The sequence below is a fragment of the Paenibacillus sp. alder61 genome (genome assembly GCF_020179875.1).
In the GTDB taxonomy this organism is placed as follows: Bacteria; Bacillota; Bacilli; order Paenibacillales; family Paenibacillaceae; genus Fontibacillus; species Fontibacillus faecis.
The window spans coordinates 1-21,780 of the sequence record NZ_JAIUDG010000023.1; the positions used below are offsets into that span (position 1 = coordinate 1).

Here is a 21,780-nt window from a genome sequence, read left to right on the forward strand (position 1 = left end):
ATCGCTTCTTTCACAACTTTTAAACGTTTTTCTTCATTCAACCTTTTTCCCATACCGATCATCTCCCTTTGTCCTAAGTTTAAATTATTGGGCAGGGAGACTCCAGTTTAATTAGGGGGCCTTAGAGGATTTGCATCTTTTTGGAGTTGGAAGCTTGGAAGCACGCTAGGCGCCTCTTTGTAGGTGACGTATCACTTCGATTAGCCGTTAAACCACCTTTTCCTTTCGTTATACAACATAGTAGCTTGAACACCCCTATGATAACGACCGTATCGGGTTGGTTTGTTGCTATAAGCATCACTACACCACCCGCATAGCAGATGGCTTGCTGTTTCGCACGCTTCGCGAGCTCCACTGGCTAAAGCCACGAACAAAAAACGCCCCGAACGAGTTGTTCGAAGCGTCCGACCCGAGCTTGACGCCGTCTTCTCGGGCGATATGTTTAAAAGTCAATTAAACCAAGACTAATGAGCAAAGCGTCGTTCACCTTTTTCATCGTCTCGTCGTCTAAATGCGTAATTTTGTCGGTTAATCTCTGTTTGTCAATCGTACGGATCTGTTCCAGCAAGATAACGGAATCCCGATCAAACCCATGCGTTGCCGCCTCAATTTCGACATGCGTCGGCAGCTTCGCCTTTTGGATTTGTGCGGTAATGGCAGCAACGATCGCCGTCGGGCTGAATCGGTTGCCGATATCGTTCTGGATAATAAGCACCGGTCTCACCCCGCCTTGCTCAGAACCTACTACAGGGGAGAGGTCTGCAAAAAAAACGTCGCCGCGCTTTACGATCAATAGTTACACCCCGCTTACTAGGCGGTCCAGAGTGCTGTCTGCATCTTCCTCCGCATGGAACGCTTCAGAGGCCATGGACAGATTGATCTTCGCCATCTCCATATAGCCGCGCTGCATCGATTCGCGGATAAACCGCTTCTTCCGCTCGTTCAGATACAGCTTCATAGCCTGCCTGATCAGCTCGCTGCGATTGGAATTCTCCATCGCCACGATTCCATCCACTTCCTGCAAAAGATGATCCGGTAAACTAATCATGATTCTTTTGGTGTTATGCATATTGGCCATCTTTAACTTCCACCCCCAAAACCTTGTCGACCCTGATCCCTTGACCCTGTGATACAGTATAGCATTATCCAAGGAAATATATACAAAGAAAATATATGCCGTGAGTATATCAAGTATGCTGCATATCATTATAAACAAAAATGACATTACCGTACATACCTGAGTCATTTCCATTGTTTACTCATTCGATAGACTAGGCATAAATTCCTTCACCCGGGAAAAAAGTTTTGTAGGTTTTTGTCAACCTGCGTAATGATTAGGTCGATAGAGGGTTGACAAGTATATCAGGCGCCCCCGAACGGGTGTATAAGCGCGGAACCCGATGGGCCAGCATGCATATCAGTTCGTAGTGGATAGTTCCCATGGCGGAGGCCAGTTCATCCGCGGATATTTGTCCCCCGGACTGCTGACCGATGAGTACAACCTCCTCGCCGGCTTGGATTTCTTTGGCTTCATCGGCCAAAGGTTCTAGCGATACCATACATTGGTCCATACAAATTTTTCCAATCACAGGAACGCGGTGTCCGCGTATCAATACTTCCGCCTTGCCGTCGAGCATACGGGAATATCCGTCCGCATAACCGATCGGGAGCGTTCCGATCCGTTCCGCCCGTCTCGTCACATACTTCGCACCGTAACTGACGGCGGAGGCCGGCGGCAGCGTTTTAACCCAAACCACGGCGCTCTTCAGCGACAGGATCGGCTTAAGCTTCACGCTTTGATGGCTGACTTGTTCGGACGGATACAGCCCGTATAGAGCGATGCCGATTCTTACCATTTGGCAGGAAAGGTCCGGCAAATCAATGGCGATGGCGCTGTTGCCCGTATGTATAATCGGGATTTGGACTCCAAGTTCCCCCAGGGCGGACACCACGTCCTGAAACCGCTGATACTGCTCCAATGTATAGCTTTTGTCTTCTTCATCCGCCGTAGCATAGTGAGTAAACAGCCCCTCAACTTCCAGCTGAGGCATTTCGAGCGCTTGACGAATGAAGGCAACCGCTCCTTCCCCGGGAAGCAAACCAAGGCGTCCCATACCGGAGTCGATTTTGATATGGACCTTTAGCTTATGCGGAAAATCGGAAGGGTCGAGCGCCGAGATCGCCTCAAGCACTTCTGCGCTGAAAACATTCAGCGTAATGTCGTGCTCCCACGCAGTTCTAACACCGTGCGGAGGCGTGTATCCAAGTACGAGTATGGGCAGGGTTATCCCCGAACGCCGGAGTAAGAGCGCCTCATCCAAAAACGCGACGCTGAGATAATCCGCCCCGTAACGTTCAAGTTCGCGCGCGATCATAACGGCGCCGTGCCCGTAGGCATTGGCTTTGACGCAGCCCATAAATTTCATGCCGGCCGGCAGATTTCGCCGCAGCTCCGTGTAGTTGGAATACAGTGCATCCAGGTCTATGACTGCTTGGGTTGGCCGATACTTCACTTGCACTTTAAGTCACCTTCTCTAATGATTGAAAGTCCATGCTGAAACAATACACTTATCGTAATGTTCCGGGGAGCGGCTGTCAAATCCGGTGGAAGGTGAGATGAAGAAAGAGGCGAATAGACGGGTCAGGGGAACTTTTCATCTTCTCCCCGACAACCGTTAATCCGCCTGCCGTAATCCTTATTTACCCGTTTGATCCTGCATAGAAGCGGCGATTTTCACCATCTCCGGCACGGGCAAATTGTCGCTCGTAATCCGGAATTCCAAACCGTCCACCGTCCATGTCAAGGTTTGAAGCTCTTCGCCGGTCAGCAGCCCGGCCGTAAACCCGAGATCGATCACTTCGCCCGGGACGAGAGATGTCGTACGATCGGGAGACCGGGATTCGGAAAGCGTAAATTGGTATGTACCGTCATAACGCAGCAGCACCATGCTCCGTTCGCTGTCCTCCACAATCTTATCGTCCTGAGGCACAACACCGTCAGGCAGGTAGGTGGGGATAATGACTCCAAACGGATCGGACAACGCCGGAAGCGCCTTCTCCACCGTTCCGTCTCCCGCTTCCCCCGCGGCCGCATCCGTTGAAGGCTGGTTGTCCTCGGCCTTCTCCTCGGGAGTCTTTTCCACCAACATCCCGTTCTGATCCACTTCCAGCAGCGTTCCTTGAGCGTCCTTAGCCGCCGTATCCAAGTTGTGCTGCATATCGAAAGAGTTGTTGTCGAATTTGGTGTTGAAATCGAACTTGTCAAACTTCACCTCAACGACAACCTTCGCTTGCGCATCGGAGACCTGTACTTGTTTCGGGGCGTAATTGTCCTTTGCCAGCCAGATTTTTTGCCGAACCAGCGAATGCGTGTTGTAGTTGGCGGCCACTTCGAAAACATAGTCGTCCTTATCGGCCACGAATTGACGGGAATTATCGCTCAGGATGCTGCGTACCAGAGTCTGGTACAAATACACCTGCCCCTGATTTTCCGGCCAATCGCTTTGAAAACGGAAGCTCTTGTTCAAACTCGGCGTCAGAACGTACACGCCCTGCTCGTTGCGGAGCACAATTTGAGTTATGTCCTTTTCCGCATTGGTGAGCGCAATCCGGTAAAAGGACGGATTTTGATACCACACCTCGACCTTGTACTCCTGGGGTTTGTCACCGGTAAACAGTGTCATGGTCCCCGAGCCCTGATAACTTTCCAATTTGGTAACCACTTTGTCCAAATCCTTGACGACGCCGGCGGCATCTTTTTTCCCGCATGCGGCCAGTACGATGCTTACTACGATGAATATCGTCAGCATCCTTGCGATCCGACGCATGAGATCATCCCCTCTGCAGTTTGATTTCTTAAACTGATACATGTCTATGTGGGAACTTGGCCGATTATGCAGACGAGTTCCTGCTTGGCCCGCCGCCGGGGACAGGCGTTAAGACAGGCTCTCCCATTTCATCATGGCGAGACGCGAAAACCCGGCCGGATTGTATCCCGGCCGGGTTTCCACTTGTTATAATCTTCTTAATCTCCTGCGTCTCGGTCTTCTGTCTAGCAGAATAATCGCCAGCAAGTCGAACAGCACCAGCGGCAAAATAGCCGGAGCGAATGCGGCATGCGCCTTGCTGCTCCGCGGATGAAGGGATTCTGTCTTTAAGTAGAGCTTGCCGCTCTTCACCTCTTCGACCGTGCCGTACAAAACGGCTCCGGTTTTGGTTTTAATCCGCACCCGTTTTCCGACATAGCGGAGGGCTCGTTTCATCTTGGCCTGCAGCGTCAAGGTTCTTCACCTCCTCCGGATCTTGACACAGTATACGCGCCGGACCGGGAGAACGCTTGGACCCTAGTTTAGCGGATCGCTAAGAAGAGAACAGACAGACGGATGACAGATGGCTTTTCAGGACGGCCTTAATTTGACTCCGGTCAAGTCTGCCGGGCTCCAGCATGGCGTGCAGCGCCAAACCGTCCACCAAGGCGTACAGTTTCTCGACTTCTAAATCCAGATGGATATCCGGCTTAAGTAAATCCAGCTCCTGCAGTTGGTGAATAATGATCCGGATCATATTCCGGATTCCGTCGAAACCGGCGTCAAACCGCTCCCTTTGGTGGCTGTAATGGGCGGTAAATACAAACCACACCTCCATTTCCGCCCGCGTCTGCTCATCGGTAGGCACGATTTCCATCAGCATCCCCAGCACCTTCTCCTTCGGAGGAAGTTCCTGATTGGCAATGGTCAAGATGCGCTCGCCCGCCCTCTCTTTTACCAGAGTCATAGCGTATTGCAGCAAGCTCTCCTGGGAGGGAAAATCGTTCCGGAGCGATCCCGGCGAAATATTGGCCTCCCGGGCGATATTTCTTACGGTCGCGCCACTCATCCCGTCCCTCAAAATCACCCGCCATGTCGCTTCGGCGATTTTTTGTTTTCTTTGGTCATGATCGATTTGTTTCGGCATAGCCTCATTTTATCAAAAAAGTTCCTTGTGGACATTTATTTAGTACAACTGTATTATAAAAATTAAATATTTATATTTTGGAAGGAGTATACAATGAATTTCGTAGCCTGGATGATTGTTGCCTGTGAGATTGCGTTTTGGGTTGTTATCGCAGCCGGGCTCCTTGCCCGCTATGTCTTGAAATTGCCCAAACTCGGACTTATTCTGCTCGCGTTAACCCCTGTCGTGGATCTGGTTCTCCTGATCATCACCGGCCTGGACCTGTATCGCGGCGCCACAGCGACTACGGCCCACGCCATCGCCGCCGTTTACATCGGCGTTTCCGTCGCTTACGGCAAAAGCATGATCCAATGGGCCGACACCCGATTTCGCTACCATATCGCCAAACAGCCGGAGGCCAAACCCGTCAAACGGTACGGCACGGATTTCGCCAAGCATTACCTGAAGGGATTTTTCCGGCATATCCTGGCGTTTCTCATCGGGGCAGGACTCCTTGCCGGTCTAGTCTATTGGATCGACGACCCGACTCGGACGGAAAAATTAATGGACGTTCTGCGAATTTGGGGGGCCGTTCTGGGCATAGACTTCCTGATTACCTGCAGCTACTTTATTTGGCCGAAACCGGCAAAGCCGTAACCAAAGACAAAAAGCCCGCTTCCGGAGAATACATACCGGACGGCGGGCTTTCCTGCGATCGCAGATCATTTCAACTCAAGTCCTCTAAATTTGGAAAAGGGGATTCACTTACATTTTTGGCCCCCCTCACTCCTTTCCTTCAGGCAAATGTTTGCGGGCCAGGAGGAGAAACGGAAGACCGAAGGCCGTAGTCAAGGCTATAACAGCGAATATCGGGATCGCATGGTTCGCTCCAAATCCGTTCAGCAGAAAACCGCCAAGCAACGGAGCCAGTACATTCCCAAGGTTGTTGAAGCCGAACATTCCGAAATAAGTGCCCCGCAGTTCCGGACTGGCGATCCGGTCCACCAGCACATCCGTCATCGTGAACATCAACACTTCCCCGATCGTAAATACGACGACGCCGAGCATCATGGTCCATAGGTAAGGAAAGAGGCCGAACATCAGCAAACTGCAGGCTACGCATAAATTTCCCGCGATTAACGGCACCATCGGCGAGAAACGGCCGGCGAAGCGGACAAGCGGATATTGAACAGTCAGTACGACCACCGCATTCAAGGACAGCATGTAGCCGAACCATTTCGCCCCGTCCGTGAAATGCGGGCTTAACTCCATATATTGGGCCAGCGTCGAGCTGAAATGCCCGTACCCCAGCACGCAAAAGATCATCCCGATCAGCACATAGACGAAAGTACGGTCCTTGCCGGTCACCCGCAGCGCTTCGGTTAAGGTTAAAGGATCCCTGCTTTCCCCGCTGACCCCGCCGATATGTTTGTGTCCCAGAAACTGAAAGACGAGCACCGCCCCATAGCAAAAATATACGAGGCCCGCGATGTAAAAGGCGCCCCCCGAGTGGGAGGAGCCCATCTGCAGCCCTAAAATCGGTCCGGCCACCACCCCCAAATTGATAGCGGCATACCGCAGGTTGAAAACGAGAAGTTTACTTTCCTGAGGAGTAATGTCGGCCAATAACGCCCGGGAGGTCGGTTCAAACATGGCCCGGCAGAGTCCGTTCAGCGCATTGATAATGAAGAACAACCAGATTCGATCGGCCAGCGCAAAACCGACAAAGACGAGCGCCCAGCCGAAGATGGAGATGAACAGCACTTTTTTTCGGCCGATGACATCCGAAATGTAGCCGCCGTAGAAACTGGCAAACACACCGATCAGCGAACTGACCGCAACGACGACGCCGGATTCTAACGGGGTTGCGCCGAGCCTGCCGATCAGATAAATAGAGAGGAAGGGAATGCTCATGGACGTGGCCATTCTGCCGAAAATCGTTCCAATAATAATGGTCCAGGATAGCGGGTGGATCTGTCTCAGGTTCGCGGTCATACACTTGTCGCCTTTCTTGATGCGGATTTACTCATTCTATGTAAAGAAACTATTGGACTATTAAACCCGAGAAGTCATTTTCTGTCAAGGTTGAGGCGAAGACGCTGCGATTCCCGTCCCTCGAACAAAAAAACCAAGACCGGCCGTTTGCTTGGAAACGGCTGTCTTGGGCAGGGGGAACCATGTTAGGAAGGGTAAAACTAAGTTATCCGGTTAGACCGATCTCGGCAGAGACAAGCGTTTTGACTCGGAAGTCTGGCGCTCCCGGTTGCTTTTCATTTTTTCCTGCAATATCTCCTGGAAGCTTAGCGGGGAGTCTTTGCCCTCGCTCTTCTTAGCCTGACTCATCACGGAAGTTCTGGGATATTGGGAATGATAGGGTACCGGGCTATGTACACTGCTGAGATTCATATCGTTAAAACTCCTTTATGAATAAGGTTCGGGTCATCCTCTTTCCGATTCGGATCACTATCGATCGTTTACCCGCTTCTCCGGAGTTATAAACAAGCTTTTCATAAAACAGGAAGATAGTTTCAGTTTTAGGACCCTTGGCCTTTCGGAAAAAGGAGTGCGGTCCTCAGCGTCAAGTCCCTTCCCCTTTGGTCCTAGTCCGTGCGCCTTTGGGCGGGGATCACGATTCGAACGGTTGTGCCGATCCCCGGCCGGCTTCCGATCGTAACGCCGTAGGCGGATCCAAAATGAAGCTGAATCCGGCTGTGTACATTTCGGATGCCAAACCCGGTGTTAAGCCCCTCCACCGGATCAAAAATTTGTGCAATCCGCTCGAGGGACATTCCGACGCCGTCATCGATCACCTTAAAAACGATGCGCTCCCCCTCCAGGCGTCCCGAGATGCGAATATGAATGGAGTTTCCGAACCAGGCATGCTCCAGAACATTTTCGATAAAAGGCTGCAAAATCAGTTTCACGGTAACGTAGTTCAAAATTTTCGGATCGATATCGTAAAAGACATGAACCGCCTCGCCGAACTTGGTTGTCTGAATGTTCATATACGCCTTAACCTGTTCCAATTCGCTGTGAATCGGGATCACGGTCCTCCCCTCATTGAGGGAAAGGCGGTAAAACTTCGCCAAATCCAACACCATCCGCTGGAGCTTGTCGATCTCGCCGAATTGGGCCAACCGGCTGATGGAAGACAATGTATTGTACAAAAAGTGCGGGTTGATTTGGGCCTGCAGCGACTCGAGCTCCGCCTCTTTCTTTTCGATCTGCGTCATGTACACCTGCTCGATCAGATGGTCGATATTTCGGCCCATCTCATTCAACGCGTTGGCGATTTGGGAAAATTCGTCCTTGCCCCGATATCCCATCCGCTTGTGCAATTCCCCTTCGCGAAACGCGTTCAGCACGAACACGATTTTGTTCATCCGGATGGAGAAATACCGCGAGATGAACATCCCCGCAAAGGTAAATACGATCAGGCACAGCAGGCAGATCAGAATGACGAACATGCGCACCTTCGCGGAATCCCGCTCCATGATCGTCAGCGGCACATAGGCCGTCAAGTCCCAGCCTTGTCTGCCGACCGACTCGCGGATCGTCAGAAACTCGCGCTCTCCCCCGTTGGCATCGGCTTCGCGGCCTTCACCGGGAATCGTTCCCGATCGGTGCAGCACCGCCCCGGTTTCGTCATGGATAATCAGGCCGCTCCCGTCCCCGATTTTTTTATAGTCCAGCCCCTGGAACAGCTCTTCCGTACTCACACTGATCCGCATAAAACCGACTTCCTTCAAATCCAGCGGACGTTGACTGTCCACCAGGCGGCGCAGCAGAGAGATCCGGCTGAAGTCCGCATCGCGCTCCACCTTTCTCCACAGCATCGTCTCCCCGTATTTTTCCGGCGGAAAGTCCCGGTGCCAAGCCTTGTTCTCTATACGCTTTAAATGGTAGAGATTATAATTCCGTTCGAGCAGATCCGGATTTTCGCGGTCAAAAGAACCGTAGTACACCTCCGGGAGCGTATCGTTGGCCAGAAACAGGTACATCGCGATATTCAATCCCGTTGCATTCACGGCGATGGCGAATTTCGGCATGATGATCTTCGTCGTCCGCTCGTAGCTGTCCCAGCCTTCTTCATAGCTCCGCAGCTGGATGACCAGGGAGTAATCGTTATACAGCATGGAGGAGATGCGCTCTACGTCGGCCATCTTGAATTCGATATTATCCTTCATCTGTACAAGCGTCCCTTGAATGGAATTTCTCGTCTGGTCCCGGATGGATTCCTGGTACATCGCATTCGAAAAATAGCCGATCGCAAGGACCGGCAAAATAATAAACACCATATATGTGATCATTAACTTGTAGCCGAAAGGAATGTATTTCGGTTGTTTCGGTGCTGCATCCGCGGCCGGTTTCATGTTTCGTTCCCTCCGTCCTACTCGCGCTTTCGGCACTCCATCGGGGTCATGCCGAACGTCTCCTTGAACTGCCGGCTAAAATACGGGATATATCGGTATCCGACCTGATCCGCGACCTCGTAAATTTTCAGGGACGGATTCTTGAGCAGTTCGCGCGCCCGCTCCATCCGCATGCCGATCAGCGTTTCGCTGAAACTTTTGCCGACCTCTTCCTTGAACAGATGCCCCAAATAGTTGGGCGAGAACGAAAACTGCTCGGCAATGTCCTTTAAGGTCAAGTTCTCCTGCATGCGCTCCCGCATCGTTTTCAAAATTTCACGAATCAGCCGGCTGTTTTTGGAGTTCGCTTTGATCCGCATGATTTCGGAAATTTCAAACACCTTGCGGACCAGCCACGAACGGATATCCCCGACCATTTCAAACTGGAGCACCACATCCAGGCTGTGAAGTTCCATGCCGAGCATTTCGAACAGATCCTCATCCAGGGCGTGCAAATAATGGTCCAGCTTAAAAACGATGTACATCGCCAGATTATAAATCGTAAATTTGGATCGAAGCGAAGAGACGGATTTGAACAGATTCTCGATCTCATCGTGGATGAGGACCAGATCGTAATTGGCCATCGCCTTAAACAGCGCATCCAGCCTTAGATCCAGCGTTCGCGCGTCGCTAAGCTCCGGAGCCTGCTGCACATCCTCGTATTTAATGACCTGCCCACGGCCGAAAAACATCTTTCCCTCAAGCGCCTCCAACGCTTGCCTGTAGGATTCATGGATGCGGGAAAGATCCGGTACCTGCTGGCCCAGCCCGATCGTCAAGGAAAGAGACGCCTTGGCGTCCACCGCGCCGCATAGCTCGTCAACGCAGGCTCTGAGCCTTTCGCCATGCAGGAGGATGCCGATCCGCTGCCGGGACAGCTTGCAGCTGTGGGTAAATCCATAGCCAAGCAGCACCTCGTTGATCTGCGTCAAGCTCATTTCCAAGTGATGCAGGGCCGCTTCCGCATTTCCCGGCTGCAGCCACTTCAAATCATCGATTTCCAGTACGGCCGCCTGCAGCGGCGCACTTAAACGATCCATGCCAAAGGAAGCCGCGAGCTCGCCAAACTCCTCAGCCTTGGCAAGGGCCAGCTCCCCTTCCAGCAGCCGGACGAGGAAGTCGTTCTTCGCCATCGGCTTGAGGTGATGGTACTGTTTCTCCGCTGCTTTGCGGCGTTCCTCTTCGGCAAGCTCCTCGGTAATCCGGCGCAGGGAGGAAATCAGCTCGTCATCCTCCATCGGTTTTAACACGTAGCTGCACGCTTTCAAGGAAAGCGCCTGTTTCACATAGTTGAAATCCTGGTAACCGCTTACAAAGATCACTCGGACTTCCGGTTTTTTCTCGATCGCGATCCGGGCCAGTTCCAGCCCTGACATATTCGGCATGTTTACGTCCGTGACCAGAATATCGACCGGCTCCCGCTCCATAACCTCGCAGGCTGCAAAGCCGTTGTTCACGGCACCGACGACCTGGAGCCCCAGGTCGGACCAGGGGATAAACCGCTTCATCCCCTCCAAATCCAACAGTTCGTCATCCGCCAGCAAAACTTTATACATGAGGTAAACTCCTTTTTTCAGAGGGAATCCATCCATAAACGTTATGCCCGAACTTGATCATTAGACACTTTGATTGCAGTGCGCTGCCCTTCCCCAACGCAATTCTTGAATTCAATCTAATATAATACTAAATTCTTCCCTCCCGACAAAAATCCCTCCCTCCCTGTGAGATGGAGGTACCCCGCACCCGCAAAACGGCGAAAAGAGGGTCCCCGGATAACCGGTTTCCCTCGATTCGCATCAGTTCCCGTTAATCTGCTTCAGGTTTTCCTGCCATTTGGCCGCGTAGAAATCCAACACCTTTTGGAAGCCGGCCGCCATCGTGTCTTCGTGAGCCTGGTCAAGAATCGCCAGCGCTTCCTCGTCCGTCTTCGCATACAAGGTTTGGGCCCGGACCTTCAGCCAAATGTCTTTGGCCCGTTGGAACGAGATCCCCTCTTCGCTGTCCGGCATCGGGAAGAGGTTAATAAATTCCGTGGCGTCGCCTTGCGTTTTCCACGTAATCTCATATTGCCAGTATGTCGACCAGTTCCGTTCATTTTCGGGGAGGGTCGCTTCATATTTCCCCTTGATATCGTCGACATATACGGTGTTGCCTACCCACATTAACGGGTCCATCTTCGTCTGATGCTCCGCGAGCGCCTCTTTTTCCGTCGTATACTTCTCGGTGAATTTCGGCGTTTCCCCGTCGGCTTCAAGTCCGTTCCAATATTCGCCTTCCACGCCCCACATTTGCAATCTCATTCCTTCCGGACCGGTATACCAGTCCAGGAAAGCGAAAATCGCTTCCGGGTTTTTGGCGCTCGTGGTGATGACCGCGGCGTTCCATCCCAGCTTGTTGTAAGTCCCCGGATAAATCTTGTTCTTATCCAGCCCTTCCTTATGAATCGGCCAAATCATAAAATAACCGCCGTTCGGATCTTTTTTGGTCAGTTCGGCATGGGCCTGCATCGCATATACGGTCGGGTTGGTCGAGACGTAGACGGCGACTTTGCCGTTCATCAGCTTCTCCTGCACCTGATCGCGCGTCTGTGTCATGGCGTCCTGGGTCATCAGTTTTTCCCGGAACAGCTTGGCGGCGTACACCACCGATTCGCGGAACGGCTCATCTTTATAAATAGAAGTCATTTTATCGCCATCCGGAACGGCGAAATAGCGGGTAAAGCTCAAATTGTTCTCTTTGAAGGCGGAATAGATTTGATCCAGGCCGTGGCCTTCGCTGGCAATGTCCGTTTCCAGCGGAATGACATCCGGATATTTTTCCTTGACCATCTTCAAGTAGGCGTACAGATCATCGGTCGTTTCCAGCTTCGGTTTCCCCAACTCGTCATATATTTTCTTGTTGACGACCCAGCCGGCATTCCCGTTCGGACGGTTCGTGTACCAGTTCGGGAATTGATAAATTTTGCCGTCCGGCGAGCGGAGCATGTTCAGCGCCTTGGGGTCGAGCCATTTTTTCAGATTCGGATATTTCTCGATGTAATCGTCCAGCGGAACGAGCATACCCGCCTCGCGCATTCTTTCCACGTCCGCGCCGCGTTCGCCCCAAATGACGTCCGGCAGTTCGCCCGAAGCGATCATCGTATTCAGCTTCTGGACGTTATTCCCTCCGTTCGGCACTTCCGTCACGGTCACCTTCTTGTTCTCCTGAATCCAGGCTGTCGTTTTGTCCGCTCCCCATTTCGGCATCGTGTACCAGTCGTAATTGCCAAACAGCGTAAATTCAAGCGGTTCCTTCCCCAACTCGTACAAGCCGGACTCTTCGGATTTCGGCGCATTTCCCTGCCCCGTATTGTTCTCACCGGTTTGAGGCGCCTTGTTAGCGGGGGCCTTGCCCGAGCCGCCCGAGCATCCCGCGATCATGGCCATCACCGTCAACAGAGCGATCATGCCGACAAACAGCTTTCTTCTTTTCTTCATTCGCTGTGATCCCCTTTCCCTTCCATAATATATATGTTTAAAGCGAGGGCGCTCTAAACTTCCAGGCTACTCTTTCAACGAGCCTACCAGTACGCCTTTGACGAAATACTTTTGCACAAAAGGATATACCAGAACGATCGGCAACGTCGCGACCATCATCGTCGCCATCGACAGCGACTTGCTTGTGATCGTCTTCGCTTTCTGCAAGTGGGCCAGCGCGGCGGCATCCATACTGGCCGTTTGCTCGGAGACGATGTTCGAGGCCAGGATCTGCTTCAGGATCGTCTGGATCGGCAGCAGCTTCTCATCCGAAATGTAAATGCTGGCCAGGAACCATTCATTCCAGTGTCCAACCGCGGTAAACAGCGCCAGCGTGGCGATGACCGGGCCTGACAACGGAAGCACCACCCGGAAAAGCGTGCCCCAATTGCCGCAGCCGTCGATTTTGGCGGATTCCTCCAAACCGGCCGGAAGCCCTTGAAAAAACGTACGAAAAATGATCATATTCCAGACGCTGATCAGCGAGGGAATAATATAAACCCAAAACGAGTTCATCAGGCCCAGCTCACGGATCAACAGGAAGGTCGGAATTAGCCCCCCGCCAAAGTACATGGTAATAATGCATATGATCATGTAATATTTTCGCCCCATCAGCTCTCTCCGGGACATCCCGTACGAGAAGATCGCGGTGGCCAAAATGGCCGTAACCGTTCCGATGACGGTCCTTAACACGGAGACGAAAAAACCGCTCATCAGCCTTTCATCCTGGAAAACCACGCTGTAGTTCTCCCAGGTAAATTCCCTGGGCCAGAGCGTGATCCCTCCCTTCGAGGTATCCAAGCCTTCGTTCAAGGAAATAACAATAGCGTTTAAAAACGGATACAAGGTTGAAACGGACAGGAGAATGAGAAACATATAAATGAATGTGACCATGATTCGGTCACCCAGACTATCCCGCACCGAGGTTCACCTCCCTGGATGATGTCTTGTTTACCACAAGCTGTTGCCGGATTTCCTGGCCACGTAGTTGGCGATCGTCAGCAGACCGACGCTGATTACCGCTTTAAACAAACCGACCGCGGTCGCATACGAGTAGCGGTAATTGTTAATGCCGACGCGGATGACATACGTATCGAGCACATCGGACACATCGCGCAGCGCCGGATTGACCGCAAGCACCAGAATGTCCTCGAACCCGGCGCTCAGCAGATTGCCGATAGCCAATATCATAAAGATCGAAACGACCGGCATAATCGATGGAAGCGTTATCAAATAAATTTGACGAAACCGGCTGGCGCCATCGATCGAAGCAGCTTCATACGTATTCGGATCTACGCCCGCAATGGCGGCCAGGTAGACGATCGAGCCGAAGCCGATCTCCTTCCATACGTTGGTCGTAATTAAAATGGACCAGAAATATTCCGGAAGCGACAGAAAGTTGATCGGTTCATCGATCAGATTCAGCCGTTCCAGCAGCATATTGACGCTGCCGTTATCCGTGGCCAGCATGGACCCGACGATCCCGCCCAAAATGACCCAGGACATGAAATGGGGCAGATACGTAATCGTCTGCACTACCCTCTTGAACACCATCTTGCGGACCTCGTTGAGCATCAGGGCCAGCAGGATCGGGGCCGGAAACCCGATGAAAAACTTCAGCAGGCTGATCATAATCGTATTCTTCATGACGATCCCGAACTCCGGCGATTGAAAAAAAGTAATGAAATGCTTCATTCCCACCCAGGGGCTGCCCGTAAAGCTGCGCCCGATTTTGTAATCCTGAAACGCGATCAGAATCCCGTACATCGGAATGTAGCTGAACACAAAAATCAGAACGAGCGCCGGGATGACCATCAACTGCAAGTCAAGCTGTCTCACGAATCGCAGGAACCCATTCTTCCTACGGTCCCGGAGTGATGGAGGGTCCACCGATTTATTGACGGAAAGCTGTGCCATATTTTGCTCCTTTCCTATCCGCATTTTTCCGGCTATCCTCATTTTAAAGAGGATCGGACGGGAAGACTATCTGACGGATCAACTAAAAATGATACTTATCAATGTAACGAATATTCATTTCCACACGTCGCAAATTGATGTAATATTAATGTCTATCATCCACGTCGGGAGGCTTTCATTTGTGAATTCGCAATCTTCTCCTTTACAGAAAAAATTACGCCCGCGGCATATCAGCTTTATGGCGATGGGCGGCGTGATCGGGACCGGCATATTCAAGGGGAGCGCCGAGACCGTCAGCCTGGCCGGGCCCGGAGTCGTCCTCTCCTATGCCTTGGCGGGACTGCTGCTCCTGGTCGTCATGGGGGCGATCGCCGAAATGGCCACGGTCTACCCCGGACTTAATATGAAAGACTTTATCCGGCTCGCTTTGGGCGAACGCATTTCGTTTATCATCGGCTGGCTCTATTGCTTCATGTGGCTTACCGTGTGCGTCATCGAGGTGATCGCGGCCGGAAGCTTCCTGCAGTTTTGGCTGCCGGAGGTTCCGCTTTGGCTGCTTAGCCTGGGCTGCGCGGCGCTGATTCTTGCCGTCAATCTGATGAGCGTCGGCGGTCTGGGGGAATTTGAATTTTGGCTGGCGGGCATAAAGATTGCCATGATTCTCGTGTTTATCGTGCTTGGGGGCTGTATTTTGTTCGGGGTGCTGCCCGGTGCGGAAACGCCGGGACTTTCCAACTTCACCGCCCATGGCGGATTCTTTCCGAACGGATGGACGGCGATTTTCTCGGCCCTGCTTGTCGTCATGTTCTCTTACGGGGGATCCGAGCTGATCGGTCTCACGTTGTCGGAAACCCAACAGGCCGAGAAGGTGCTGCCGAAGGTCGTGAAGAGTTTTATTTTGCGGGTGGTGCTGTTCTATACGCTGCCTATCCTGGTGATTTGCGGGTTAATCCCGTGGGACACGCTTAGCGAACAAACCAGCCCGTTCGTTCAGGTGTTGACTTCCGCCGGATTCAAGGGCGCGGCGCATCTGATGAATTTCATTCTGATTACCGCCGTGTTGTCCGCCGCCAATTCCGGGATTTACGGAGCGACGCGAATGCTGCATTCGATGGCGGCGAGCGGCGAAGCCCCCCGGGTCCTGGGGCGGCTCTCCTCCAAAGGGGTGCCCGTTAACAGCCTGAAGCTCAGCGGACTCGTTCTGGTCCTGGGCGCGATGATCGCCTATGTCGCCCAGGACAACCTGTTCCGGCTCTTGATGGCCGTTCCCGGCTTCGTGGTCTTGTTGGTGTGGATCACGATTCTGCTGGCGCAATGGAAATTGCGTAAAAATTATCCCGCGGAACCGTCCTTCAAAATCTGGGGATATCCGTTCATCACCTGGATCGCGGTGATCTGCTTGTCGATCATCGCCCTTCTCTTCCTGTTCGATGCCCAAAACCGGATCAGCATCGGAGTTTGCCTCGGGGTGATGGCCGCGCTGCTCCTCTGCTCTTTCGGGCTCTTCAAACGCGGTTCCCGTTCCTAAAAGCGCCGATATTCTCCTGTTTGTTCCCGCGATTTGGCGTGTTACAATAAATGAAAATATGAAACTACGCCGTTTCAACACCTTGATCTAAAAATCCGGGGGAAACTATGGAACTTCAAGCACAGACCGAACTTGTTGTCGTCCGGCCGCCCAAAAGGCGGCTTCGTCACATCCTGCGGCAGCGCATCCGGCAGACCTACCGGTATGACACCGCTTTTTGGCGCATGAGCCTGGCCGGCCCCTGGGGAGCCGGCATGTTCGCGTTCGCCCTGGCGGCGCTGGGCATGCCGACCGGACTGGGCGCCGCGGTCGACACCTTGAGCTTTGCCGCGGCTGGCACCGCAGCCTTGTTCCTTACGGCGCACCTTGCCGCCTTTTTGCTGGCCTTGACCGGGCTGCCGATCCCCCGCCTCTTCGCGGGCGCTCTGCTGTTCGATTTAGCCGCCATTTTTTTGATCTTTTATCAAGAGGATCAAGCTTTCGCCATCTCGGCTATCGTATCCGTCATCCTCACAGCGGCGGGTGCTCTCGGCGGTCTGCTCCTCGGCTGGTTTGCCGCAGGCAAGGCCTCGCTTCGCCTGAAGGCGGGCATCGCCGGCCTGATGGCCTTAGCTTGCCTGTCGGCCGCCGCCTGGCCGCCCGACGGGTCCGCCGTCCCGGCCGGATCGGCGGAGATCCGGGCCGACTCCGGCCTCCTGCCGCTGGCCGCGGCCGATCCCTCCGAGCCCGGCGGATATCCCGTGGACGCGTTTACCTACGGGAGCGGCCGGGATATCTGGCAGCCGGAATACGGCAGACACGTCGGCCTAAGGTCGGATCCCGTCGACGCCTCCGCTTATCTTGGGAAGTGGTCCCGTTTTCGCACGCTCTACTGGGGCTTTCACGCCGGCGCGCTTCCGCTCAACGGCCGGGTATGGATGCCGCAGGGCGAGGGCCCCTTCCCGCTGGTGCTGATCGTTCACGGAAACCACCTCATGGAGGACTACTCCGATGACGGCTATGCCTACCTCGGGAATCTGCTGGCCAGCCGGGGATACATCGCCGTCTCCATCGACGAAAATTTCCTGAATTACTCCGTTTGGTCCGGAATTCCCGACCATGACATGAAGGTGCGCTCCTGGCTGCTGTTGAAACATCTCCAGCAGATCGGCCGGTTTGCCGACCGCGCGGACACGCCGTTCTCCGGCAAGGTGGATTTCGGGCGGATCGCTTTGGTCGGCCACTCCCGAGGCGGGCAGGCCGTGGCGATGGCCGCCGATTACAAACGCTGGTTCAGCAAGGACGCCACGCTGGGCGGAATGGACCGCTACAACATCCGCGCCGTGGCCGCGATCGCCCCAACGGACAAAAAAGTGGACGATCAGTATGCGAGGCTCACCGATGTCAGCTATTTGACGCTGCAAGGGGCCCGCGACGGCGACGTCACGGACTTTGACGGCGAGCGGCAGTACGTCCGCACGAGCTTCCCGGAAAGAGCAGACGCGTTCAAGGCCTCGCTGTACATCGCTGACGCCAACCACAGCCAATTCAATACCGGCTGGGGCGGACGCGATGTCAGTTACCCGAAAGGCATTCTACTGAGCCGGCAGGGAATGCTGTCTCCGCAGGAACAGCGGACGATCGCAAAGGTATACATCTCCGCCTTTTTGGAAAGTACATTGCGACAAAACGAGGAGTACCTGCCTCTATTCGTCGACTACCGGACGGGACTGTCCTGGCTGCCGGAAACCGCCTATTTCAACCGCTTCGAAAGCGGGGAAATGGTAGCCTGGGCCCGGTTTGACGAAGACTCCAACCGGTTGACTCTTCCGGACGGCGGAACCGCCAAAGGAACGAATTTACTCTGGAAGGAAGAGGAAGCCAAAAACCGGGGCAACTCCGGCAAAGGCACGCGGGGCATTGTCCTGGAGCGGACGGGAGATGCGGACAGCCCATCGGAGGTGTCCGCTTACAGCCTGAACTGGGAAGCATCCGCCCCTTCTCCGGAAAATGGACCGATCGACATGTTGTCGTTCTCTTTGTCGGACCGGAGCTACGAGTTGGAACCGAAGGACGGGGAAGCCTCCCGGGAAGAGCTGGACATCGAAGTGGAGCTGGAGAGCGGCAGCGGGGAGACGGCCCGCGTCCCGCTGTCCAAGTTTATGCCGCTGCCGCGTTTGCCCGAAACGAGTTACACGCTTCACCCCTGGCTCGATCGGCACCTGTCCGGCGGAAAATATAAAGACCCGATCGAAGCCGTCTTTCAGACCTATCGGCTGCCGATCACCGCGTTTACCGCCGAGAACGCGAAGTTCGACGCAAGTACGGGCATCCGGCGGCTTTCCTTCCGCCTGACCGGCGGCCCGGGCCGGGTCATGCTGGATGACATCGGCGCGTATTGACGCTCGGCAGCGTCCGCAGCTTCTTCTAACGGATTTGGCCGCTGACAAATTGGCTCGAGTTTAATGCGACGCAAGCGGCAAAAAAGAGGACGTCCCCGTCAAAACGACTCGGGACGCCCTCTTTTTCTATATTTCCTTGGGAACCAGGTTGTAGATTTCGCCGCTCTCCATCACATCGATCAGCCTGTCCATCCATTCATAATATTTAACGGCTTCCCCCATCTTCAGCCGGTCCTGTTCCAGGATCGACCGAAAAGGTTCTTCCGGGCCGTTCTCCGCGGACAGAGATCTTTGGATTTCATCCATGGCCCGCTTCAATACGAGGAGGTTCGTCTCTACCGCTTTTCTCCATTTAATCGCAAAAAAGTCGGTAAAAGTCTGATACCAGTCGTATTCCACCTCATACAAGTCTTTGCGCGAACCCTTTTCCCAAACTTTATTCACCATTTTCAAGTCGAGCAGCGTACGGACGCCCGTACTCATACTCGTCTTGCTCATCCTCATCTCCATACCCATTTCATCCAACGTCATCGGTTTGTCGGCAAAAAAAAGCAGCCCGTACAAATGGCCCGTTGACAAAGATATTCCATATAAGTCCATATTACGTCCAATCGCTTCTATAACACGCTTACGCACTTTTTGTAACTCGGCTTGTTGTTCCGTTGTGAGCTGGTCCAAGCTCATGTTGTGCGACCTCCATTCATTATGCTGTGCGTTCAATCCGTAAATTGAAAAGAATTGAATTTCAACGAGTGAATTCCGATAAGTCCCGCGTTCAACCCGCGGTACATAAATCCAAGCGCACGGATGCTTATTCTATCTTAAGAAAAGGAGGTTCAAAAGTAAAGAAGCGAACTGGACAGCATTTGGGAGTAATCCGGAGAATACGGAAGTATCCTTCCGTTCAGTTTTTTCTGTACGTTCTTTATGTACGGTTTTGAGCTTTGATTAAAAGCTTGCCATTTTGCTAAACTAAGTTACATGATCGTCACGGCGGCGTCATTCCGTTGTGATGTTATAGAGAAATGAAGTATCGAATCCAAAAGGGGTGAACATATGACTAAAGAAATTTTAAAAGTCAACCAATTATCCAAGTTGTTCGGACCCGGGGCCGATCAAGGCGTCGAACTGCTCGAGAAAGGCTACACCAAAGAGCGGTTGGCCAAGGAGAAGGGCATTATGGTCGGGGTGAACCGCGTCAGCCTGAGCATTCAGGAAGGCGAGATTTTTGTCATTATGGGCCTGTCCGGCAGCGGTAAGTCTACGCTGGTTCGCATGTTAAACCGGCTGATCGAGCCGACATCGGGTCAAGTTCTAATTCATGACAAGGATTTAAGAAAAATGAACAAGGCGCAGCTCCGTGAAGTGCGCCGTAAAACGATCAGCATGGTGTTCCAAAAATTCGGGTTGTTCCCGCACCGGACCGTGCTGGAAAACGTCGAGTACGGGCTGAAGGTGCAGAAAGTGCCGAAGGCGGAACGCCGCGAGAAAGCGCTGCGTGCGCTGGAACTCGTTGGGCTGAAAAGTTGGGAGAATGTGATGCCCGATCAACTTAGCGGCGGGATGCAGCAGCGGGTCGGCCTGGCGCGCGCCTTGGCCAATGACCCGGAAATTCTGCTGATGGATGAGGCGTTCAGCGCCCTCGACCCGCTGATCCGGCGCGATATGCAGGATGAACTGCTCGAGCTGCAGGAAAAAATGAAGAAAACGATCGTCTTCATCACGCATGATTTGGATGAAGCGCTGCGCATCGGCGATCGCATCGCCCTGATGAAAGACGGCGAGCTCGTCCAGATCGGGACGCCGGAGGAAATGCTGACGCAACCGGCCGACCGTTATGTGGAACGTTTCATCGAGGATGTCGACCTGTCCAAGGTACTGACCGCTTCGCATGTCATGCGCCGTCCGGAAACCGTAACCCTGGACCGCGGTCCGCGGGTCGCGCTGCAAGTGATGCGGGAGCGGGGGATTTCCAACCTGTTCGTCATCGACCGGGCCAAACGTCTGCTCGGGGTAATTACGGCGGAGGACGCTTCACAAATTCACAAGGCCGGCGGGACATTGAGCGACATTCTGATCAAGGACGGACCTCGGGTCTCCCCGGATACTCTGCTTAACGAACTGTTTGAGGTCACCAGTTCCGCGAAGGTTCCCCTCGCGGTCGTGGATGACCAGGAACGGCTTCTCGGCGTCATCGTCCGCGGTGCCGTGCTCGGCGCGCTCGCCGGTGAAGTCGAAAATAAGGAGGTGAGCGGACATGAACTTACCTAAACTGCCGCTCGCGGATTGGATTGAACTGTTGGTCGACTGGATGGCCGCTCATCTCGGCGGCTTGTTCGACGGCATTTCAAGTGTTATCGAAGGAATCGTAGGCTTTTTCTCGGGGTTGTTCCTGCTCCCCCACCCGCTTCTATTTATCGCTATCCTCGGCGTACTGGCATTTTTGATCGGCAAGTGGAGACTGACGCTCTTTACGGTGATCGGCTTCCTGCTGATTGAAAATCTCGGGTACTGGCAGGAAACGATGAACACGTTGGGATTGGTGATTACGTCGGGACTGATCTCGATTGTCCTCGGGATTCCGATCGGGATCTGGAGCGCCTACAGCAAAACGGCGCACCGTATCATTTCCCCGTTGCTTGATTTCATGCAAACCATGCCGGCGTTCGTGTACTTGCTGCCGGCGGTCACTTTCTTCAGTCTGGGGGTCGTTCCGGGGGTGATCGCTTCCGTTATCTTTGCGATCCCGCCGACGATTCGCCTGACTTACCTTGGAATCAAGCAGGTTTCCGGCGAACTGGCCGAAGCGGCGGATGCCTTTGGCTCCACCTCCTGGCAAAAACTTGTCCAGGTGGAGCTGCCGTTAGCGATGCCGACCATGATGGCCGGTGTGAACCAGACGATCATGCTGTCCTTGTCGATGGTCGTCATCGCCTCCATGATCGGAGCGCAGGGCATCGGGGCAACCGTGTACCGCGCCGTCACCCAGTTGAAAATCGGGCAAGGCTTTGAAGCCGGGTTAGCTGTGGTCGTACTGGCGATTGTGCTGGACCGGTTCACGCAGAATCTTTTCAAATCAGGCAAAAGGAGAGGAT

The 21,780-nt window shown here is 53.5% G+C and carries 18 protein-coding genes and 1 pseudogene; 5 read left to right on the forward strand and 14 right to left on the reverse strand.

What is annotated here, in order from left to right; all coding sequences use genetic code 11:
• Positions 1-442: 442 nt before the first annotated feature.
• The 6 genes from LBW89_RS21550 to LBW89_RS21575 all read right to left on the reverse strand — a co-directional run bounded on the left by LBW89_RS21550 (position 443) and on the right by LBW89_RS21575 (position 4,953).
• Positions 443-793, reverse strand: a complete 351-nt coding sequence (locus tag LBW89_RS21550; RefSeq protein ID WP_148450793.1) for a type II toxin-antitoxin system PemK/MazF family toxin — start codon at positions 791-793, stop codon at positions 443-445.
• A gap of 3 nt (positions 794-796) precedes the next feature.
• Complete coding sequence (locus LBW89_RS21555) at positions 797-1,078, reverse strand: CopG family ribbon-helix-helix protein (protein ID WP_148450794.1); 282 nt, start codon at positions 1,076-1,078, stop codon at positions 797-799.
• A 256-nt stretch (positions 1,079-1,334) separates the two neighbouring features.
• Complete coding sequence (gene alr, locus LBW89_RS21560; RefSeq protein ID WP_148450795.1) at positions 1,335-2,519, reverse strand: alanine racemase; 1,185 nt, start codon at positions 2,517-2,519, stop codon at positions 1,335-1,337.
• A 177-nt stretch (positions 2,520-2,696) separates the two neighbouring features.
• The gene (locus LBW89_RS21565; protein WP_148450796.1) at positions 2,697-3,827 is read right to left on the reverse strand and encodes an outer membrane lipoprotein-sorting protein; all 1,131 of its coding nucleotides are present in this window, start codon (positions 3,825-3,827) and stop codon (positions 2,697-2,699) included.
• A 186-nt stretch (positions 3,828-4,013) separates the two neighbouring features.
• Entirely contained in the window at positions 4,014-4,280 is a 267-nt protein-coding gene (locus LBW89_RS21570) for a hypothetical protein (protein ID WP_225040327.1), read from the reverse strand.
• Between the two features lie 79 nt (positions 4,281-4,359).
• Positions 4,360-4,953: a TetR/AcrR family transcriptional regulator gene (locus LBW89_RS21575; protein WP_148450797.1), complete on the reverse strand. Its 594-nt coding sequence runs from the start codon at positions 4,951-4,953 to the stop codon at positions 4,360-4,362.
• 93 nt (positions 4,954-5,046) lie between these two features.
• On the opposite strand from LBW89_RS21575, the gene LBW89_RS21580 reads away from it, so the two are divergent.
• A complete protein-coding gene (locus tag LBW89_RS21580; protein WP_148450798.1) occupies positions 5,047-5,589 on the forward strand; it encodes a hypothetical protein in 543 nt (180 codons plus the stop codon).
• Between the two features lie 126 nt (positions 5,590-5,715).
• On the opposite strand, the gene LBW89_RS21585 is transcribed toward LBW89_RS21580, so the two are convergent.
• From LBW89_RS21585 to LBW89_RS21615, 7 genes are all read right to left on the reverse strand, one after another.
• Entirely contained in the window at positions 5,716-6,927 is a 1,212-nt protein-coding gene (locus LBW89_RS21585) for an MDR family MFS transporter (protein WP_148450799.1), read from the reverse strand.
• 213 nt (positions 6,928-7,140) lie between these two features.
• Positions 7,141-7,338 (reverse strand): hypothetical protein, encoded by a 198-nt coding sequence (locus tag LBW89_RS21590; RefSeq protein ID WP_148450800.1) that lies wholly within the window; start codon positions 7,336-7,338, stop codon positions 7,141-7,143.
• A gap of 194 nt (positions 7,339-7,532) precedes the next feature.
• Complete coding sequence (locus LBW89_RS21595; RefSeq protein ID WP_225040329.1) at positions 7,533-9,305, reverse strand: sensor histidine kinase; 1,773 nt, start codon at positions 9,303-9,305, stop codon at positions 7,533-7,535.
• A 17-nt stretch (positions 9,306-9,322) separates the two neighbouring features.
• A complete protein-coding gene (locus LBW89_RS21600; RefSeq protein WP_225040331.1) occupies positions 9,323-10,900 on the reverse strand; it encodes a response regulator in 1,578 nt (525 codons plus the stop codon).
• 240 nt (positions 10,901-11,140) lie between these two features.
• Positions 11,141-12,820 (reverse strand): extracellular solute-binding protein, encoded by a 1,680-nt coding sequence (locus LBW89_RS21605; RefSeq protein WP_148450802.1) that lies wholly within the window; start codon positions 12,818-12,820, stop codon positions 11,141-11,143.
• Between the two features lie 66 nt (positions 12,821-12,886).
• On the reverse strand, positions 12,887-13,753 hold the full coding sequence (locus tag LBW89_RS21610) for a carbohydrate ABC transporter permease (RefSeq protein WP_148451209.1): 867 nt from the start codon (positions 13,751-13,753) through the stop codon (positions 12,887-12,889).
• A gap of 57 nt (positions 13,754-13,810) precedes the next feature.
• Entirely contained in the window at positions 13,811-14,776 is a 966-nt protein-coding gene (locus LBW89_RS21615) for an ABC transporter permease (protein WP_148450803.1), read from the reverse strand.
• Between the two features lie 148 nt (positions 14,777-14,924).
• Between LBW89_RS21615 and LBW89_RS21620 the strand changes: the two genes are divergently transcribed.
• Both LBW89_RS21620 and LBW89_RS21625 read left to right on the forward strand, forming a co-directional pair.
• Positions 14,925-16,304 (forward strand): amino acid permease, encoded by a 1,380-nt coding sequence (locus LBW89_RS21620; protein ID WP_412067021.1) that lies wholly within the window; start codon positions 14,925-14,927, stop codon positions 16,302-16,304.
• 107 nt (positions 16,305-16,411) lie between these two features.
• A complete protein-coding gene (locus LBW89_RS21625) occupies positions 16,412-18,685 on the forward strand; it encodes an alpha/beta hydrolase family protein (protein ID WP_225040335.1) in 2,274 nt (757 codons plus the stop codon).
• Between the two features lie 126 nt (positions 18,686-18,811).
• Here the strand turns inward: LBW89_RS21625 and LBW89_RS21630 are convergent, their stop codons facing one another.
• Entirely contained in the window at positions 18,812-19,369 is a 558-nt protein-coding gene (locus LBW89_RS21630; protein WP_225040337.1) for a GbsR/MarR family transcriptional regulator, read from the reverse strand.
• Between the two features lie 372 nt (positions 19,370-19,741).
• On the opposite strand from LBW89_RS21630, the gene LBW89_RS21635 reads away from it, so the two are divergent.
• Both LBW89_RS21635 and LBW89_RS21640 read left to right on the forward strand, forming a co-directional pair.
• A complete protein-coding gene (locus tag LBW89_RS21635; protein ID WP_213505353.1) occupies positions 19,742-20,956 on the forward strand; it encodes a quaternary amine ABC transporter ATP-binding protein in 1,215 nt (404 codons plus the stop codon).
• Positions 20,943-21,771: pseudogene (locus LBW89_RS21640) on the forward strand (ABC transporter permease); the annotation flags it as partial. The gene LBW89_RS21635 and the pseudogene LBW89_RS21640, both read left to right, overlap by 14 nt.
• Between the last annotated feature and the right edge of the window lie 9 nt (positions 21,772-21,780).

What these genes read in the sequence shown, in the direction of transcription:
- LBW89_RS21555 (WP_148450794.1), bottom strand. Translation starts at nt 1,078, where the DNA reads ATGGCCAATATGCATAACACCAAAAGAATCATGATTAGTTTACCGGAT.
- LBW89_RS21565 (WP_148450796.1), bottom strand. Translation starts at nt 3,827, where the DNA reads ATGCGTCGGATCGCAAGGATGCTGACGATATTCATCGTAGTAAGCATC.
- LBW89_RS21575 (WP_148450797.1), bottom strand. Translation starts at nt 4,953, where the DNA reads ATGCCGAAACAAATCGATCATGACCAAAGAAAACAAAAAATCGCCGAA.
- LBW89_RS21580 (WP_148450798.1), top strand. Translation starts at nt 5,047, where the DNA reads ATGAATTTCGTAGCCTGGATGATTGTTGCCTGTGAGATTGCGTTTTGG.
- LBW89_RS21585 (WP_148450799.1), bottom strand. Translation starts at nt 6,927, where the DNA reads ATGACCGCGAACCTGAGACAGATCCACCCGCTATCCTGGACCATTATT.
- LBW89_RS21590 (WP_148450800.1), bottom strand. Translation starts at nt 7,338, where the DNA reads ATGAATCTCAGCAGTGTACATAGCCCGGTACCCTATCATTCCCAATAT.
- LBW89_RS21595 (WP_225040329.1), bottom strand. Translation starts at nt 9,305, where the DNA reads ATGAAACCGGCCGCGGATGCAGCACCGAAACAACCGAAATACATTCCT.
- LBW89_RS21600 (WP_225040331.1), bottom strand. Translation starts at nt 10,900, where the DNA reads ATGTATAAAGTTTTGCTGGCGGATGACGAACTGTTGGATTTGGAGGGG.
- LBW89_RS21605 (WP_148450802.1), bottom strand. Translation starts at nt 12,820, where the DNA reads ATGAAGAAAAGAAGAAAGCTGTTTGTCGGCATGATCGCTCTGTTGACG.
- LBW89_RS21610 (WP_148451209.1), bottom strand. Translation starts at nt 13,753, where the DNA reads ATGGTCACATTCATTTATATGTTTCTCATTCTCCTGTCCGTTTCAACC.
- LBW89_RS21615 (WP_148450803.1), bottom strand. Translation starts at nt 14,776, where the DNA reads ATGGCACAGCTTTCCGTCAATAAATCGGTGGACCCTCCATCACTCCGG.
- LBW89_RS21620 (WP_412067021.1), top strand. Translation starts at nt 14,925, where the DNA reads ATGTCTATCATCCACGTCGGGAGGCTTTCATTTGTGAATTCGCAATCT.
- LBW89_RS21625 (WP_225040335.1), top strand. Translation starts at nt 16,412, where the DNA reads ATGGAACTTCAAGCACAGACCGAACTTGTTGTCGTCCGGCCGCCCAAA.
- LBW89_RS21630 (WP_225040337.1), bottom strand. Translation starts at nt 19,369, where the DNA reads ATGAGCTTGGACCAGCTCACAACGGAACAACAAGCCGAGTTACAAAAA.
- LBW89_RS21635 (WP_213505353.1), top strand. Translation starts at nt 19,742, where the DNA reads ATGACTAAAGAAATTTTAAAAGTCAACCAATTATCCAAGTTGTTCGGA.